Origin of the sequence: Rahnella ecdela (assembly GCF_019049625.1) — a bacterium.
GTDB classification, from domain to species: domain Bacteria; phylum Pseudomonadota; class Gammaproteobacteria; order Enterobacterales; family Enterobacteriaceae; genus Rahnella; species Rahnella ecdela.
Genome location: NZ_JAFMOY010000120.1, coordinates 67,084 through 83,794, shown reverse-complemented (window position 1 = coordinate 83,794; position 16,711 = coordinate 67,084). Strand labels below are relative to the sequence as shown.

The following is a 16,711-nucleotide window of genomic DNA, read 5'->3' as shown; positions in this document are numbered from 1 at the left end:
TATGTGATGTTCCCTTCATACTTCCCCTGCCCGAACTCCTCTCTTCCCTTGTCCTGGTCTGTTATCGCACCTTGTGTAATGCACATTTTTCATATTAGCTTATGAAGATAATGAATTTCTCACATAGTAAGTTGCCGTTTAAGGTGAATACTCCTGCCAGCGCAGACTTTCATTCGCTGGCCTCACCCGAGGAGTGACAGCTTATGAGCGTGCAATTTATTGGAATGATCGGCCATCGTCTGGCTTCTGAAATCATCCCGCCAACCGGTCCGATTTTCGATAAAAAATACATCGCCGATTTCGCCAAAGCCCATGAAGATGCGGGTTTCGACCGCATTCTGGTGGCGTATGCATCCGATCAGCCCGACGCATTTCTGGTCACGGCACACGCCGGTGCCAGCACCTCACGTATCCATTTTCTGCTGGCACATCGTCCCGGCTTTGTCGCCCCGACACTGGCCGCGCGCAAACTCGCCACACTGGATCATCTGCTTGAAGGCCGCGTTGCCGTGCATATCATCAGCGGCGGCAGCGATGCCGAGCAACGTCGTGACGGCGATTTCGAACCTAAATCTGGCCGCTATCAGCGCACGGACGAATATATTGATGTGCTGAAACGGAGCTGGTACTCAGAAACGGGCTTTGATCATCAGGGCGAGTTTTATCAGGCTGAAAACGCCTTCTCCGCCATTAAGCCTTATCAGAAAATGTTGCCGGTATTTTTCGGCGGATCTTCCGATGACGCCATTCGCGTCGCCGGTAAACAGGCCGATGTGTTCGCACTGTGGGGCGAGCCGCTGGAAAGCGCCGCAGAAACGGTCGCAGCCGTGAAAGCGTCTGCGGCAAAACATCAGCGGGAAATCGATTTCAGTATTTCCTTCCGCCCGATCCTGGGTAAAACCGAAGAAGAAGCCTGGGCCAAAGCTGACGAAATCCTCGCTAAAGCCACAGCCCAGCAGGCCGAAAAAGGCCAGGCGCTGGCGGCTAAACCGCAAAGTGTCGGCGCACAGCGTTTGCTGAAGGCCGTGGCACAGGGCGACCGTCTGGATTCCTGCCTGTGGACGGGAATTGCAGGGTTGATTGGCGGCGGTTCCAACTCGACCGCACTGGTCGGCACACCGGAACAGGTCTCCGATGCCCTGCTGAAATATTACGATCTGGGGATCACCACTTTCCTGATCCGTGGTTTTGATCCCCTCAATGACGCCGTCGAGTACGGCAAGAGTCTGATCCCGCTGACAAAGCAGAAAATCGCTGCGCGACTGGCACAACATAAAACCGCGGCAACCACGCTGGTATAAGGAACCCTGATGCTTGTGAATGTGAAAAATCTTTTGCTGCTCGTTTCGCTGATTGGCAGCACGTTTGCGGTCAATGCCGAACAAATCACCCTGCGCGTAGCGGATCAGAAAGGCAATATGCGGGCACAACTGGAAGCGGCAAATAAGCTCGGTAATCTGCCATACAAAATTGAGTGGTCAGAATTCCCTGCCGCCGCTCCGCTGGCGGAAGCGCTGAATGCGCAGGCCGTGGATGTCGGTATTATCGGCGATGCGCCGCTGCTGTTTGCCGAAGCGGCAGGCGCACAGGTGAAAGCCATTGCCGTGGATAAATCGGATGCTTATGGCACCGCGCTACTGGTTAAAGCGGACAGCCCGATTAAAAGCGCGGCGGATTTGAAAGGTAGAAGTATTGCCACGAATCGGGGTTCCATCGGGCATTTCGTGGCGCTGAAAGCACTGGCATCTGCCGGACTGACGGCCAAAGACGTGACCTTCCGTTTCCTGCCACCGAGTGATGCCAAACTGGCGCTGACGCAGGGTTCCGTGGACGTCTGGGCGACGTGGGAACCTTACACCGCGTTTGCCGAAACGCAGGATCATTTGCGCGTCGTGGTGAATGGCCGCGGTTTATGGTCGGGTAACAGCTTCCTGGCGGCAACAGACACTGCGCTGAAAGATAAGGCCAAACGTGAAGCGATTGCCGACTACCTGCAACGCCTGAGCGATGCGCAGGTCTGGGCATATAAAAATCTGGATGCGTACAGCGAAAAACTGGCGAAAATCATCGGCTTCCCGCTGGATGCCGCGAAACTGGGGTTCGAACGTCGCAAATCCTACTGGCAAACGATTGATGCCGCGACCGAAAAGCAGCAACAGCAAACGGCAGACTTCTATCATGAGCAGGGATTACTCCCTGTGGCGCTGAATGTCACCGGTACCTTTGACCATTCGTTCCTGCTGAAATAACCCATCAAAATAACGGCATCCGCTATCAGCGGGTGCCGTTTCACCGTGCTATTTCTGCTGCCGCCATTCATTACCCCCATCATCCTGACTTAACGTGCTGATAATGTGAACTATCACCCTGTAACTGAAAGCCGGACGTGGTTAATAGAAGATGTCGCCCGAAATCAGGCTTAGCTAACAGGATGCAGCATGGAAAATTACGCCAACAAAAGCGGTGATTCACAGGTTGTCAGCTTTCAGATTGATGCCAATTCAATCAAGGTCCGTTTTAAAAGCAATCACGTTTATCTTTACGACATCCGCCACCCCGGCCCTGAACATCTTGAGAAGATGAAGGAACTCGCCCGTGCCGGATGGGGATTAAATACCTATATAGAAAGCGAAGTGAAAACTGATTTTTCCTCCAAAGTATTCTGAATTCTTGCACACACGCCGGGTGAATGTGAGCCGTTCGCCCGGCGATATCAAAACCAATTACACCTTGTTAACAATCATTTGTGACAATGTAAACCTGACCCGCTAGTCTTCGTAAAAAGCCTTATTTTTACCGGAGCCATGTCATGACCCGTAAAATCGTTCAGCAATATAAAGCGTATCGCGATGATATTCGTGATCTGCAAACCCGTCGTCCGGTGCCCGGACCGCAGCTCGAACAGCTCGATCCCTTCCTGTTTCTCAATCATCACGGCCCGCAGGTTTACGCACCGGATAATCTCGGTCTGCCTTTTGGTCCGCATCCGCATCGTGGGTTTGAAACGGTCACATTTATCCTGCGCGGTGAATTGGCGCACAGCGACACCGGCGGTCATGAAAGTATTATCGGTCCCGGCGGCGTGCAGTGGATGACTGCCGGTTCCGGCCTGATCCATTCCGAGTTGTCGCCGGAATCATTCAAACGAAACGGCGGTGAACTGGAAATCTTGCAACTGTGGGTGAATTTGCCGTCGCGCCTGAAAATGACAGCTCCGGGTTATGTTGGTTTGCAGGCGTACGGTATTCCGCAGATCCCGCTAAGCAAAGGTCACGGCACGATTAACCTGATTTCCGGCAGTGTGGCGGGCGTGACGGGACCGCTAGAGTCACTGACCGGTGTCACCATAATGACCGTGCAGATGTCCGCAGGTAGCGAAGTCACCCTGCCCGCACCGGCGGCGCGTCAGGTGTTTCTGTATACCGTTAAAGGACGTCTGTTGATTGATGGCACAGAAGCGCTGGCCTGGCATTTGATTGAGCTGGATAACAGCGAAGACAATGTGACGATCACGGCAAAAGATGATGTGACTTTTCTGTTCGGTCATGCCGATAAAATCAACGAACCGGTAGTGTCGCACGGCCCTTTCGTGATGAATACCGCCCAGGAAATCAATCAGGCGATCCTCGATTTTCAGGCCGGGAAATTTGATGTGAAGTTATGAGGAATTTTATCAGACGGGTGTAAAACCATACTCCATCCCAACCTTCTCCTCCTGAGAGGGGAAGGTGTGGAAGTTAGATTTTCAGTTTCACGTAATCAATTGCACGGCTGATGATCCCGCCTTCTGCAACATCTTCCAGCGCGACCAGCGGCACGGTTTTAATGACTTTGCCGTTATCCACGATGTTGATGCTGCCCAGTTCCTGGCCTTTTTTCAGCGGCGCGTCAATCTGCGGATTGGTCAGCACATACTGCGCTTTCAGTTTATCGGCGTCCGCCTGCGGTACGCTGATGAACACATCGCTCAGGGAACCGACTTTCACCTGAGGATGAGCACCAAACCAGACGTGCTCATCCGAAACGGTCTGACCCGCTTTGAAAATCTGCTTGCTGGTGTATTCGCGGAAACCCCAGGTCAGCAGTTTACGCGCCTGTTCTTCGCGCCCTTTTGAGCTTTTCCCGCCCATAACGACGGCAATCAGACGACGATCACCCTGCGTAGCGGAAGCAATAATGTTGAAACCGGCGCTTTCGGTATGACCGGTTTTCAGGCCATCAACTTGCAGGTTTTTATCCCACAGCAGGCCGTTACGGTTTTGCTGGGTGATGTTGTCGTACGTCAGCGATTTTTCCGCATACATACGATATTCCTCAGGTTCACCGCCGATAATGGCGCGTGACAGCTTCGCAAGATCGTATGAGGTCGTGAACTGGCCCGGTGCATCCAGACCGTGTACGGTTTCAAAATGGGTATTGGTCAGGCCAAGGCTGGTGACGTACTGATTCATCATGCCGACGAATGAATCCTGACTGCCCGCGACATAATCAGCCATCGCCACACAGGCATCGTTACCGGAGGTGATGATGATCCCGCGGATCAAATCACGCACGCTCACGCGGTCACCCGGTTTGAGGAACATCAGCGATGAACCTTCCAGGCTTTTGTTACCAGCAACCCAGGCTTCCTGAGGCACGGTGACCACGTCATCCATGGTGATTTTTTTATGATCCAGAGCGCGGTCAATGACATAACCTGTCATCAGTTTGGTCAGACTGGCCGGGTTGCGACGGTCGTCCGGGTTACCGGCAGCCAGCACATCACCGCTGGCATAATCCATCAGCACAAAAGAAGCCGCATCAATGCTCGGCGGGACAACAGGGAAATCCAGTGGTGCGATAGCTTTCGCACTTCCTGCGGAGAACATCAAAATACAAGATAAGACACTAATTACACTACGTTTCACTGAATCTTCCTTAAACGCGCTACAGAGCCGGGGCAAAAACTGAGCCGCACTCTATAAAAAAACTAGGGAATAAAAATCTGCGGCATAGGGTGCACTAAAACCCTTCGCAGAAAAACCCTTAGTCTTTTGCTAAGCATTTCATAATGAAACGATACTGTTACAACTTGTGTTAATTTCCGCCGAAAACCACCTCCTCCGGGGCCATTAGCTTTCATTATCACAACCCGCTGTTTTCAAAATGATTGGCAGCGCGGTCCCGCCCCTGATTTTCAGGCGCTATTTGCGTTATTCCCCGATATTTATCTGCGATAGAGGGAATCTATCACACCATCATGGCATTCGATTAGACGGCAGCGCATACCCCTCCTAAACTTGTGACATAAAATTAACATTCCGGTTAACAATTCATCGTTCCGAATGTTTAAGATCTGACAAAACTCACCTGCGAAGCATAACTATGAAATTCAAAACTGAGATCAAACCCTACCACGGCGCGGCCGGTGGCTGGGGTGCACTGGAATCGACCACCCGTTTCGTCTTCGACAGTAAAAAAGTTCTGTCCAACCTTCGTAACCTGATGCGTGTTAATAAAGGTCGCGGATTTGACTGCCCGGGCTGTGCCTGGGGCGATGATAACCACAGCACTTTCAGTTTCTGCGAAAACGGCGCGAAAGCCGTCAGCTGGGAAGCCACCCGCAAAGCGGTCGAGCCGGAATTTTTCGCGCAGCACAGCGTCAGCAAATTGCGCGCACAGAGCGATTACTTTCTGGAATACCAGGGTCGCCTGACTCACCCGATGCGTTACAACCGCGAAACTGACCATTACGAACCTGTCAGCTGGGACGCGGCATTCGCGCTGATTGCCAGCCATCTGAAAGGTCTGGAAAGCCCGGATCAGGCGGATTTCTACACATCCGGTCGCGCCAGTAATGAAGCTTCATATCTTTATCAGGTCTTTGGCCGTATGTTCGGCACCAACAATTTCCCTGACTGCTCCAATATGTGTCACGAAGCCAGCGGTGTTGGCCTTAAACAAAGTATCGGCGTCGGTAAAGGCACCATCCGTCTGGATGATTTTGAAAAAGCGGATGCCATTTTCGTCTTCGGTCAAAACCCTGGCACCAACCACCCGCGTATGCTGCACAGCCTGCGCCATGCGTCCGACCGTGGCGCGAAAGTGGTGAGCTTTAACACCCTGCGTGAACGCGGACTGGAACGTTTCGCCGATCCGCAAAAACCGCTGGAAGTAGTTACACCGAAAGCCGGTCGTATCAGTGCGGCGTATTATCAGCCGAATCTCGGCGGCGATATGGCTGCCGTGCGCGGTATCGTGAAAGCGCTGTTGCAGACTCATCGTGAGCGAATCGCTTCCGGCCAGCCATCCCTCTTCGATGAAGACTTTATTGCGGCAAACACGGCTGGCGTGGATGAATATCTGGGCATAGTGGATAACACCAGCTGGGAAAAAATCACTGAACAGTCGGGCCTGAGCGAACAGGATCTGCGTGAAGCGGCGTCTATTTATATGAACGCCGAACGCGTGATTTGTACCTGGGCGATGGGCGTGACGCAGCATAAACACTCGGTGCCGACCGTGCGTGAAATCACTAACCTGCAACTGCTGTTTGGTCAGCTCGGTAAACCGGGCGCCGGGCTGTGTCCGGTTCGTGGTCACAGTAACGTGCAGGGCAACCGCACTATGGGCATCGATGAAAAAGCGCCAAAAGCGTTGCTTGATGCAATGGAAAGCCACTTCAAGTTCACGCCACCCCGCGTGCCAGGCCACAACACCGTTGAAGCGCTGGAAGCGATGCTGCGTAAAGAAGCCAAAGTCCTCATCTGCCTCGGCGGTAATCTGGCGGCGGCGGCACCGGATACCCCGCGTACCGAACAGGCGCTGAGCAATCTCGAATTGTCCGTGCAAATCAGCACCAAACTGAACCGCTCGCACCTGACACCGGGAACAGAAGCGCTGATCCTGCCAACGCTGGGTCGTACCGAGCTGGATATGCAAGCGACCGGTTCGCAGTTCATCACCGTTGAAGACTCCTTCAGCATGGTGCATGCGTCCGAAGGCGTCGGTATTCCGTTATCGAAAGAACAGCGTTCTGAAACCGCGATTGTCTGCGGTATCGCCAACGCCGTTCTCGGTGATAAATACCTTGACTGGATGGCGCTGGCTGACGATTACAATCTGATCCGCGACCACATCGAAGCGACCATTCCGGGCTTTAAAGATTTCAATGCCCGCTGCGACATCAAAGGTGGCTTCTATCTGGGCAATGCAGCGGCTGAACTGAATTTTAACACCCTCAGCGGCAAGGCGAATTTCAGCGCTGCCCCGCTGCCGGAAGTGCTGATCCCGATGGGCGACCAGAATGCGCCGTTCACCCTGCAAACTTTACGTTCGCACGACCAGTACAACACCACCATTTACGGCCTCGATGACCGTTACCGTGGCGTTTACGGTCAGCGTGAAGTCTTGTTTATTCACCCGCAGGATCTGGCCGATCTGGGTCTGAAAGATGGCGAACTGGTGGAAATCGAAACGCTGTGGAATGACGGCATCGAGCGCAAAGTCAGCGGTTTCAAACTGGTCAGCTACGACATTCCGCGTGGTAATCTGGCGGCTTATTATCCGGAAACCAATCCGCTGATACCGATGTCCAGTTTTGGCGACCAGACCCACACTCCTACCTCCAAAGCCGTGCCGGTTACTATCCGTCGCTGCGAGCAAAAAGTCGACCTGCAACGTATCGCATAAGTCAGACTTGCGTAACATCGCGCAAATGTCCTCTTTCGCTTCAGGGTTATGAGGCGAAAGGGGCAGATGCTGCTTGCCCGAAGGGGCCAGATCGCGTAAAACTGTCTGCCGCTAATCGAGCCACATTAACCCCCAATTCTCTGGACGATATGTTTCAAGATAACCCGCTGCTCGCGCAGCTAAAACAGCAACTTCACTCTCAGACTCCGCGTGTCGAAGGCATCGTGAAAGGCACTGAGAAAGGCTTTGGCTTTCTTGAAGTAGACGGTCAAAAAAGCTATTTCATTCCACCTCCGTACATGAAAAAAGTCATGCACGGGGATCGTGTTATCGCCTCCCTGCAAACTGAGAAAGAGCGTGAAATCGTCCAGCCGGAAACCCTGGTTGAACCGTTCCTCAGCCGTTTTGTAGGCCGCGTGACCAAGAAAGATGACCGTCTTTCCATCATTCCGGACCACCCTTTATTACGTGATTCCATTCAGTGCCGCGTTGCCCGCAATATCAATCATGAAGTGAGCGACGGTGACTGGTGTGTGGCTGAAATGCGCCGCCACCCGCTGAAAGAAGGCGATCACAGCTTCCAGGCCGAAATCACCGAATGGATCACCACCGGTACCGACGATCTCGCGCCATGGTGGGTTACGCTGGCACGTCATAATCTCGAACGTCAAGCGCCAAAATCTGATATCGCTGAACTGCGCAACGAAGGCTTGACCCGCGAAGACTTGACTGCCCTGCCATTTGTCACTATCGACAGCGGCAGTACGCAGGACATGGATGACGCGCTGTATGTTAAAGACAACGGCGACGGCACCCTGCAAATGACCATCGCGATTGCTGACCCGACGGCTTACGTCAGTGAAGGCAGCGATCTCGACAACATTGCCAAGAAACGCGCATTCACCAACTATCTGCCGGGCTTCAATATCCCGATGCTGCCGCGTGAATTGTCCGACGACATCTGTTCCCTGTGGCCGGACGTCAGCCGTCCGGTTCTGGCGTGCTCTGTGACGCTGGCCGCCGATGGCGCACTGGGCAGCGACATTTGTTTCTTCGCCGCGACCATCGAATCCAAAGCCAAACTGGCTTACGATGATGTGTCTGACTGGCTGGAAGCGGATGAGAAAAGCGAATGGCAACCGGCCAGCGATGTCATTGCTTCTCAGATCCGTCTGCTGAAACGCGTCTGCGACGTACGCAGCGCATGGCGCACCGAGCACGCGCTGGTGTTCAAAGACCGTCCTGATTACCGCTTCGTACTGGGTGAGAAAGGCAACGTGCTGCAAATCGTCGCTGAGCATCGTCGTATCGCTAACCGCATCGTGGAAGAATCCATGATTGCCGCCAACGTCTGTGCCGCTATCGCCCTGCGCGACAGCCTCGGTTTCGGCGTCTACAACGTGCATACAGGTTTTGATCCGCTGCTGGTTGAAAACGCGGTGACCGTGTTGCAGGTCAATGACGTTGAAGCCAATGCAGAAGAACTGCTGACGCTGCCAGGTTTCTGTGCGCTGCGCCGTAAACTGGATGCGCTGCCAACGCAGTTCCTCGACAGCCGTATTCGTCGTTTCCAGACTTTCGCAGAAATCAGCACCACACCGGGGCCGCACTACGGGCTGGGACTGGAAGCTTATGCAACCTGGACATCACCCATCCGTAAATACGGCGACATGGTGAACCACCGTTTGCTGAAAGCGATGATCCTGCAACAGTCCGCTGAGAAACCTCAGGACGACATGACTGTTCAGCTGGCAGAACGCCGCCGTGCCAACCGCATGGCCGAGCGCGATGTCGGTGACTGGCTGTATGCCCGTTATCTGGAAGATAAAGTGGGTACTGACGTTAAATTCAGCGCTGAAATCATCGATGTCACCCGCGGCGGTCTGCGCGTGCGTCTGCAAGATATCGGCGCCGTGGCGTTCATCCCTGCTCCGTTCCTGCACAGCGTGCGCGACGAACTGGTATGCAGCGCAGACACCGGCACCGTTCTGATTAAAGGCGAAGTCGCCTATCGTCAGAGCGACGTTATTGACGTGAACATTGCGGAAGTGCGTATGGAAAATCGTAATGTGATCGCAAAACCAGCAGTTTAGGTTTCGCTTTTAGCGAAGGTAAAAACCGGTCTTATGACCGGTTTTTTTATTTCTTCAGAATTTTTTTTTCACTTGCAGTGAAGACTTGAAAATTAGATTGGAAAATTTCGGTTTCTTAATTGCAGTTATATCTGAACGTTGAATCGTGAAAATTTCGGTTTCTCAATTGCAGCGATTACATAACTCACCGCGCCGAAACCGACCAAGAGGGAAACGTGCTTTTTCCCTCTTGGATCTCCCTTCGCTTTTCACTGCGCGCTTCGCCAGACACTATGTTTCAGGTATCCCTGCGACAGGCTGGAAATCTCGCCGCTACGCGGTGCCTTCATTTCGGGATTGCAGCCTATGGTCTGCAACCTCTCATTCAGCAAGTTTTCTCAAACGCCCGCACCATCTAAAAATCAACGGCAGACTGTTTTTCATCTTTTAAAAAGGTTGATTGGCGTGCTAAAAATTCAGCTGAACGGAGCGGCTTCGAGACCTGCGGCTCGAAGACCGAGAGAAGGCAGTGCGAAGCACCTGGATTTGCGCCACTCACTAATGCGCCGGAACATGTCCGTCATACCCGCGACAGCGCGCAGTTAGAAAAGCGCGGAGTCCAGAGGCCCGCGCGTTACCGGGTCTCTGGTCGGTGTGGGCCGACGCCCACGACCTTGACGTTGAAGTTGAAGTTGAAGTTGAAGCTGAAGTTGACCTAAAGGCACGTCCACTTTGGCTCTCTAAATCTGATAGTCAATAACCGGTTCCCCGCCCGTCGCAAACACCTTCTCTTTAATCTCATTCACCGACAGTCCCGGATTACATAATTCGATAAACCGCCAGACGTAGTTACGTTGCAATTGCGATTTTTTCAGCCCCAGCCAGACGGTATTGGCTTCGAACAGATGCTCGGCGTTAATCAGCTGAAGGCCGGTATCACGCGCAGCTTCGAACGCTTTATCCGCGAGGATCCCCACGCCCAGCCCTAATTCGACGTAAGTTTTAATCACATCGGAATCCTGCGCGCTGAGCACGATATCCGCGGTGAGTGCGGCGCGGTTAAAGGCTTCATCGAGGCGCGAGCGGCCGGTGATGCCCTGACGATAGGTGATTAACGGCAGTTCACTCAGATGCTGCAACGTCACCGGATGTTGCAACGTCAGCGGATGCCCCTGCGGAACCACTATCGCGTGGTGCCAGCGGTAATATGGAAACGCCGCCACAGCCGGATCGTTCATCAGTTTTTCGCTGGCAATGGCCACATCCGCCTGCCCGCTCAGCAACATGGCGAGAACTTCCTGCGGCGAACCCTGATGCAATTCCAGACGGACGCCGGGATAAATCGCCCGAAACGCTTTGATGACTTTCGGCAGACTGTAACGCGCCTGCGTGTGTGTGGTGGCGATGGTCAGAACGCCGGCATCCTCTTTCGAGAATACATCGGCCAGTCGACGGATGTTCTGCGCTTCGTTGAGGATCCTTTCGGCAACAGCCAGCAACTCTTTACCGGGCTCCGTCAGCCCCAGCAAACGCTTACCACGACGGATAAATATCTCAACGCCCAGCTCATCTTCCAGCTCGCGAATATGGCGGCTGACCCCTGACTGTGAAGTGAATAACATGTTCGAGACTTCAGTCAGGTTGTAATTGCATCGCGCTGATTCCCGTATAATTTTGAGTTGTTGAAAGTTCACCGCTGTCTGCCTCTTGCTTGCCAAAACCCTATTGTTACGATCTGTTGCTATGCCAGACAAATAAGAAAAAGCTGTGTCTTATGCTTTTTCCGACTAACGGCGGGATGTTGCTCATAAAAAAACGCCGTCAGGCGGCGTTTATATCAGGATGCAAACAGCCGGTGAAAACGTGCTATTGCGGTACCGGCGTCATGACCGGTTTGCCGCCAAAATGTGCAGTCAGATTCGATAACACCAGCGTCATCATGTTTTCCACAGACTCGGGTGAACGTCCGGCCACGTGCGGAGTGATAACCAGATTGTCCAGTGTCAGCATGTCCGCCGGAACTTGCGGCTCTCCATCGACCACGTCCAGCGCGGCACCGGCAATTTCATGATTTCTGAGACTGGCGATCAGCGCATTGCTATCTACCACGCTGCCGCGCGCAATGTTAATCACAAATCCATCCGGTCCCAGCGCGCGAAGTACGTCCGCATCCACCAGTCTGACCGTATCTTTCCCACCCGGCGTGGCGACCACCAGATAGTCAGCCCATTGCGCCAGCCCGGTGATGTCCGGGAAATAACGGTATGGCGTGTCCTCCAACGGACGCCGGTTGTGATAGCCAATTTCCATATCAAACCCGCCTGCCGCACGGTGTGCAATAAGGCTGCCGATATTGCCCATCCCGATAATCCCTAAGCGTTTCCCTGCCATTCCCGGCGTATTCCAGCGGGCTTTTTTCCATTCGCCGCCACGCACGGCTGCATCGAACTGAGGGATTTTACGGGTGATTGCCAGCATCAGCGCCAGCGTGTGATCGCTCACGGAAGAATTGTTGGTTCCAGGACCATGCGTGACATGAATACCGCGCTGTTTCGCTGCTTCAACATCAATATGTTCATACCCGACCCCCTGCGCACAGATGATTTCGAGATTGGGCAGGTTATCCATTTCTGCAGCACTTAAACCGATACTGCCGATGGTCAGCACGGCGCGGATCTGCTGCGCTATCTGCGGATCCAGAGAGGCTCGTTGTTCGGTCGTTGTGGCAAAAAAGAGTGTAAAACCGGCCGCTTCGAACCGGTCAGGATAGCCAGCATCAAGATCGACATGGCTGAGTAACGCGATGGTCATGGGGATTCCTCGGGAGAAAGTCAGACAATAACTAGCAGGCTAGCCTTTTCGCTTTCACTATCAATGAAGCTTTGCGCCTTGTACAGCTTTTCGGCGGTTTACGGGAGAAGTTCCAAAGTCCGGTCTACACTCGTTGTTATCGTCTGTGCTTGCGCAGATGGCCCTCTTTCGGCAATTTTTTGTCAGATTTCCCTGAAATGGAGTGACGTCGAGTATGACAAAGGCCCGGTCCGGCAAGACAAGTAAACCTACCGCCATAACGGAAGAAGTTCGCACCGTTCCCTCACATGCTCAGGTTGATATCGCTGTGGATGAACTCGGCGTGCGGATCATCCATCCCTCAAGTGACGGGGAGATTGTTCGCAGTTTCGATTCAGGGCATACCACCCGGGTACGTGAAGGTTTGCCCGTGCCGCTGGGCGCGACCTGGGACGGGCTGGGTGTCAACTTCGCTTTGTTCTCCGCGAATGCCACCAAAGTCGAACTGTGTCTTTTCAATGAAGAAGGCGAACAGTATGACGTGATTGAACTGCCTGAATACACCGATGAGGTCTGGCATGGCTATCTGCCCGATGCCCGCCCCGGCCTGCTTTATGCCTATCGCGTGCACGGCCCGTATGCACCGCATGACGGACACCGGTTTAATCCCGCCAAACTGCTGCTCGACCCTTACGCCAAACAGATTGTCGGTGAACTGAAATGGGACGATGCGCTGTTCGCCTATGATATGCAGAGCCCGAAAAAAGACCTGCATATTGATAACCGCGACAGCGCAGAGTTTCTGCCAAAATGTCGTGTTATCGACCCCGCTTTTTCCTGGGCGCGCTCGCGAAAAAGACACATTCCGTGGGAAAAAACGCTGATCTACGAAACGCATGTTCGCGGCTACACCATGCGCCATCCGGCGGTGCCGGAGCATCTGCGCGGCACATTCTCCGGCATGAGCACCCCGCACATTGTGGAATATATTCGCTCGCTGGGCGTGACGTCGGTTGAGCTGATGCCTGTTCATGCCTTTACCGACGACCGGCATTTGCAGGATAAAGGCCTGCATAATTTCTGGGGTTACAACACGCTGAGTTTCTTCGCGCCGCATCCGCAATATATGGCGACGCATACCGTGAACGAATTCAAGCAGATGATTGCTACCCTGCACGCCGCCAACATCGAGGTGATACTGGATGTGGTGTACAACCATACGGCCGAAGGTAACGAACTCGGGCCAACGCTGTCTTTTAAAGGCATTGATAACGCCAGCTATTACCGGCTGATGCCGGACAATAAGCGCTATTACATTAACGATACCGGCACCGGCAATACGCTCAATCTCAGCCATCCGCGTGTGCTGCAAATGGTCACTGATTCACTGCGTTACTGGGCGACGGAAATGCAGGTCGATGGATTCCGTTTTGATCTGGCGACCATTCTCGGACGTGAAAGCTACGGTTTTGATGAAGGTTGCGGTTTCCTCGATACCTGCCGTCAGGATCCTGTCCTCAGCCAGTGCAAACTGATTGCCGAGCCATGGGATTGCGGTCCCGGCGGTTATCAGGTCGGCGGCTTCCCGCCCGGCTGGATGGAATGGAATGATCGTTTCCGCGACACAGTGCGCAAATTCTGGCGCGGAGATGAAGGCCAGCTGGCACAGTTCGCGACACGGCTTTCCGGTTCGGCGGATTTGTTTAATCATCGTGGTCGCAAGCCTTACGCTTCTGTGAACTTTATTACCGCGCACGACGGCTTTACGCTCAATGACTGGGTTTCGTATGCCAGTAAACACAACGAAGCCAATGGTGAAAACGGTAAAGATGGCAGCGATAACAATATTTCTGCCAACTATGGGGTGGAAGGTCCGACCGATGATCCGGCGATCAATGAACTGCGACTGCGGCAAATGCGCAATATGCTGGCGACGCTGTTGTTTTCACAGGGTACGCCGATGCTGCTGGCCGGCGATGAGTTTGCGCGATCGCAGAATGGCAATAACAATGCCTATTGTCAGGACACTGAAATTGCGTGGATTAACTGGGATATCGAAGAAAAAGGTCAGGCATTACTGCTGTTCACTTACCGGCTGATTGCGCTGCGTAAGCGCTTCCCGATTTTACATCGCGGGCGCTTTCTTACCGGTGCGGTTCACGAGAAGCTGGGCGTGAAAGATGTCAGCTGGTTCCAGCCGCAGGGGCCGGAAATGACCGATGCAGCCTGGAAAGACCCGCACGCCAAATGCATTGCGATGCTGCTGGACGGTCGCGCGCAACCGACCGGTTTACTGCGTCAGGGCTCGTTAAGCACCGTTCTTCTGCTTTTCAACGCCTCACATAAAGACGTGGTGTTTACGCTGCCTTCCGTTGCACACGGGCAAAGCTGGCGGCATATTTTCGATACCTTCCAGCCGGATGACGTTAACGAGCATAATTTCGAATTCGGCCGTGAGTACATCTGCACATCGCGCACGGTAGTGCTTTTTGAGCTGATAAATACCGCGAAACATTAAAACCGGGCAACGCTGTTTCAGTTATTAAGTATCTGAAGCAGCGTTTCCCTTCCCTCCGCCAGTCCTTTCTCACGGCCAATGGCCTGACGGCTTACGCCCTCTGCACGGATAATATGGCAATCCGCCACGCCCATCAGTTCCAGAATCGAAACCAGATACGGCTCCTGAAAATCATGCGGTAGGGTTTCCGGTGTGCTGTAAATGCCACCGCGGCTGGAAGCGACAAAAGCCGTTTTGCCGGGGATCAGCCCGACAACACCCTGCGGGGTATAACGGAAGGTTTTGCCCCTCTGGCAAACCTGATCGAGCCACGCTTTCAGGTTGCTCGGGATGGAGTGGTTATACATCGGCGCACCCATCACCAGCACGTCGCAGGCAATCAGTTCTTCGATTGACTGATAAATCCCGTCCAGTTCGACCTGCAACTCTGGCGTGATCGCCACGTCCTGCGCATTGTGCAGCAGGCTCATAGCACCGGCGGAAAGATGCGGCGGCGGCGTGGTGCCAAGGTCGCGGTAAGTCACGCTCGCATCCGGGTGACGGGAACACAGTTCCGTCACAATCATTGCGGAAAGTTCGCGGGAAACAGAATCGTTAATAAACGGGCTTGAGTCGATATGTAATATTTTCATTTTTATGTCCTGTTGGCAGATGTTCAGCGGAATGAACACAGGATAATCGTTGTTGATATGACGCGAAATATTTAATATGGCAACACATCGTTGTCATTTTGCAACGATAACCGCGGGAGGCAAGATGAACGATAATCTCAATGATATGGCGCTGTTTGCCGCCGTCGTGCAGCATCAGGGATTTACCGCTGCAGCACGGGCGCTGGGCGTTTCCAAATCACTGCTCAGCCGCCGGATTGACGCGCTGGAAACCCGCCTCGGTGTCCGGTTGCTGCAACGCACTTCCCGCCATTTCTCTGTCACCAGCACCGGCGAGTGCTACGCCATTGAATGCCAGAAACTGCTGCAACAGGCGCAAACGGCGCAACAGGTCATCGATGATTTGCAGCAAAATCCCAGCGGACTGTTGCGGGTCTCAACACCGGTAATGATGGCGGAAATGGTTGTGGCTCCGCTGATGACAGAATTTCTGACACGTTACCCGCATATCACACTGGAGCTGCTGGCCATCAACCGCGCGGTGGATTTACTCGAGGAGAATTTTGATGTGACGATTCATTCGCACAGCGAACCTCTGGAAGATTCCGGGCTGTACCGCAAACCGCTGGGGACGCTGAAATATGTGCTGGTTGCCAGTCCGGCGTTTATCGCGGCGTTACCCGCGCCGCCTTCTACCGATCAGCTAAGTTATCTGCCAACGCTGGTGCGAAAAACACCCTGGGCCGGCACGCGGTGGGAACTCATTCATCCGCAGGAAGGTAGCCGAAAGGTGTCGTTAACGCCGCGCCTGATCAGCAATAATTTACTGGTTCTGTGTCAGGCGGCGGCTGACGGTATGGGCATCGGGCTGCTACCGGAAATGGCGTGCAGGCAGAGCCTGAGCGACGGGAAATTAGTGCATCTGCTACCTGACTGGCAAACGGTGCCGTCTTCAATTTCAGCGTTATATGCCAGTCATAAAGGCCAGTCGCCCGCGCTGCGCGTGTTCCTGGATTTTCTTGCAGAAAAGCTGCACGGGACGCTTTAGT

Annotated in this window: 12 protein-coding genes; 8 read left to right on the top strand and 4 right to left on the bottom strand. The window is 53.6% G+C overall.

Going from position 1 to position 16,711, the window contains the following annotated elements; translation table 11 throughout:
* The first annotated feature begins 203 nt into the window (after positions 1-203).
* From J1784_RS08730 to J1784_RS08715, 4 genes are all read left to right on the top strand, one after another.
* A complete protein-coding gene (locus tag J1784_RS08730) occupies positions 204-1,301 on the top strand; it encodes an LLM class flavin-dependent oxidoreductase (protein WP_217148869.1) in 1,098 nt (365 codons plus the stop codon).
* A gap of 9 nt (positions 1,302-1,310) precedes the next feature.
* Complete coding sequence (locus J1784_RS08725) at positions 1,311-2,249, top strand: ABC transporter substrate-binding protein (protein WP_217148868.1); 939 nt, start codon at positions 1,311-1,313, stop codon at positions 2,247-2,249.
* 189 nt (positions 2,250-2,438) lie between these two features.
* On the top strand, positions 2,439-2,666 hold the full coding sequence (locus tag J1784_RS08720; RefSeq protein WP_217148867.1) for a hypothetical protein: 228 nt from the start codon (positions 2,439-2,441) through the stop codon (positions 2,664-2,666).
* Positions 2,667-2,809: 143 nt separating this feature from the next.
* The gene (locus J1784_RS08715) at positions 2,810-3,664 is read left to right on the top strand and encodes a pirin family protein (protein ID WP_217148866.1); all 855 of its coding nucleotides are present in this window, start codon (positions 2,810-2,812) and stop codon (positions 3,662-3,664) included.
* Between the two features lie 73 nt (positions 3,665-3,737).
* Here J1784_RS08715 and J1784_RS08710 read toward each other — a convergent pair whose 3' ends face one another.
* Positions 3,738-4,907, bottom strand: a complete 1,170-nt coding sequence (locus J1784_RS08710; RefSeq protein WP_217148865.1) for a serine hydrolase — start codon at positions 4,905-4,907, stop codon at positions 3,738-3,740.
* A gap of 457 nt (positions 4,908-5,364) precedes the next feature.
* On the opposite strand from J1784_RS08710, the gene J1784_RS08705 reads away from it, so the two are divergent.
* Both J1784_RS08705 and J1784_RS08700 read left to right on the top strand, forming a co-directional pair.
* Positions 5,365-7,671: an FdhF/YdeP family oxidoreductase gene (locus J1784_RS08705; protein ID WP_217148864.1), complete on the top strand. Its 2,307-nt coding sequence runs from the start codon at positions 5,365-5,367 to the stop codon at positions 7,669-7,671.
* Positions 7,672-7,820: 149 nt separating this feature from the next.
* Positions 7,821-9,764 carry an exoribonuclease II gene (locus J1784_RS08700; protein ID WP_217148863.1) on the top strand — a complete coding sequence of 648 codons (1,944 nt, stop codon included), beginning with the start codon at positions 7,821-7,823 and terminating at the stop codon, positions 9,762-9,764.
* 719 nt (positions 9,765-10,483) lie between these two features.
* Here J1784_RS08700 and cbl read toward each other — a convergent pair.
* Positions 10,484-11,437, bottom strand: a complete 954-nt coding sequence (gene cbl / locus J1784_RS08695; RefSeq protein WP_217148862.1) for an HTH-type transcriptional regulator Cbl — start codon at positions 11,435-11,437, stop codon at positions 10,484-10,486.
* 172 nt (positions 11,438-11,609) lie between these two features.
* Positions 11,610-12,554 (bottom strand): 2-hydroxyacid dehydrogenase, encoded by a 945-nt coding sequence (locus J1784_RS08690; RefSeq protein WP_217148861.1) that lies wholly within the window; start codon positions 12,552-12,554, stop codon positions 11,610-11,612.
* Positions 12,555-12,768: 214 nt separating this feature from the next.
* On the opposite strand from J1784_RS08690, the gene glgX reads away from it, so the two are divergent.
* Positions 12,769-15,051 carry a glycogen debranching protein GlgX gene (gene glgX / locus J1784_RS08685; RefSeq protein ID WP_217148860.1) on the top strand — a complete coding sequence of 761 codons (2,283 nt, stop codon included), beginning with the start codon at positions 12,769-12,771 and terminating at the stop codon, positions 15,049-15,051.
* A gap of 17 nt (positions 15,052-15,068) precedes the next feature.
* Here the strand turns inward: glgX and J1784_RS08680 are convergent, their stop codons facing one another.
* On the bottom strand, positions 15,069-15,683 hold the full coding sequence (locus J1784_RS08680; RefSeq protein ID WP_217148859.1) for an FMN-dependent NADH-azoreductase: 615 nt from the start codon (positions 15,681-15,683) through the stop codon (positions 15,069-15,071).
* A 124-nt stretch (positions 15,684-15,807) separates the two neighbouring features.
* Here J1784_RS08680 and J1784_RS08675 point away from each other — a divergent pair, with 124 nt between their 5' ends.
* A complete protein-coding gene (locus J1784_RS08675) occupies positions 15,808-16,710 on the top strand; it encodes a LysR substrate-binding domain-containing protein (RefSeq protein ID WP_217148858.1) in 903 nt (300 codons plus the stop codon).
* The last annotated feature ends 1 nt before the right edge of the window (position 16,711 follow it).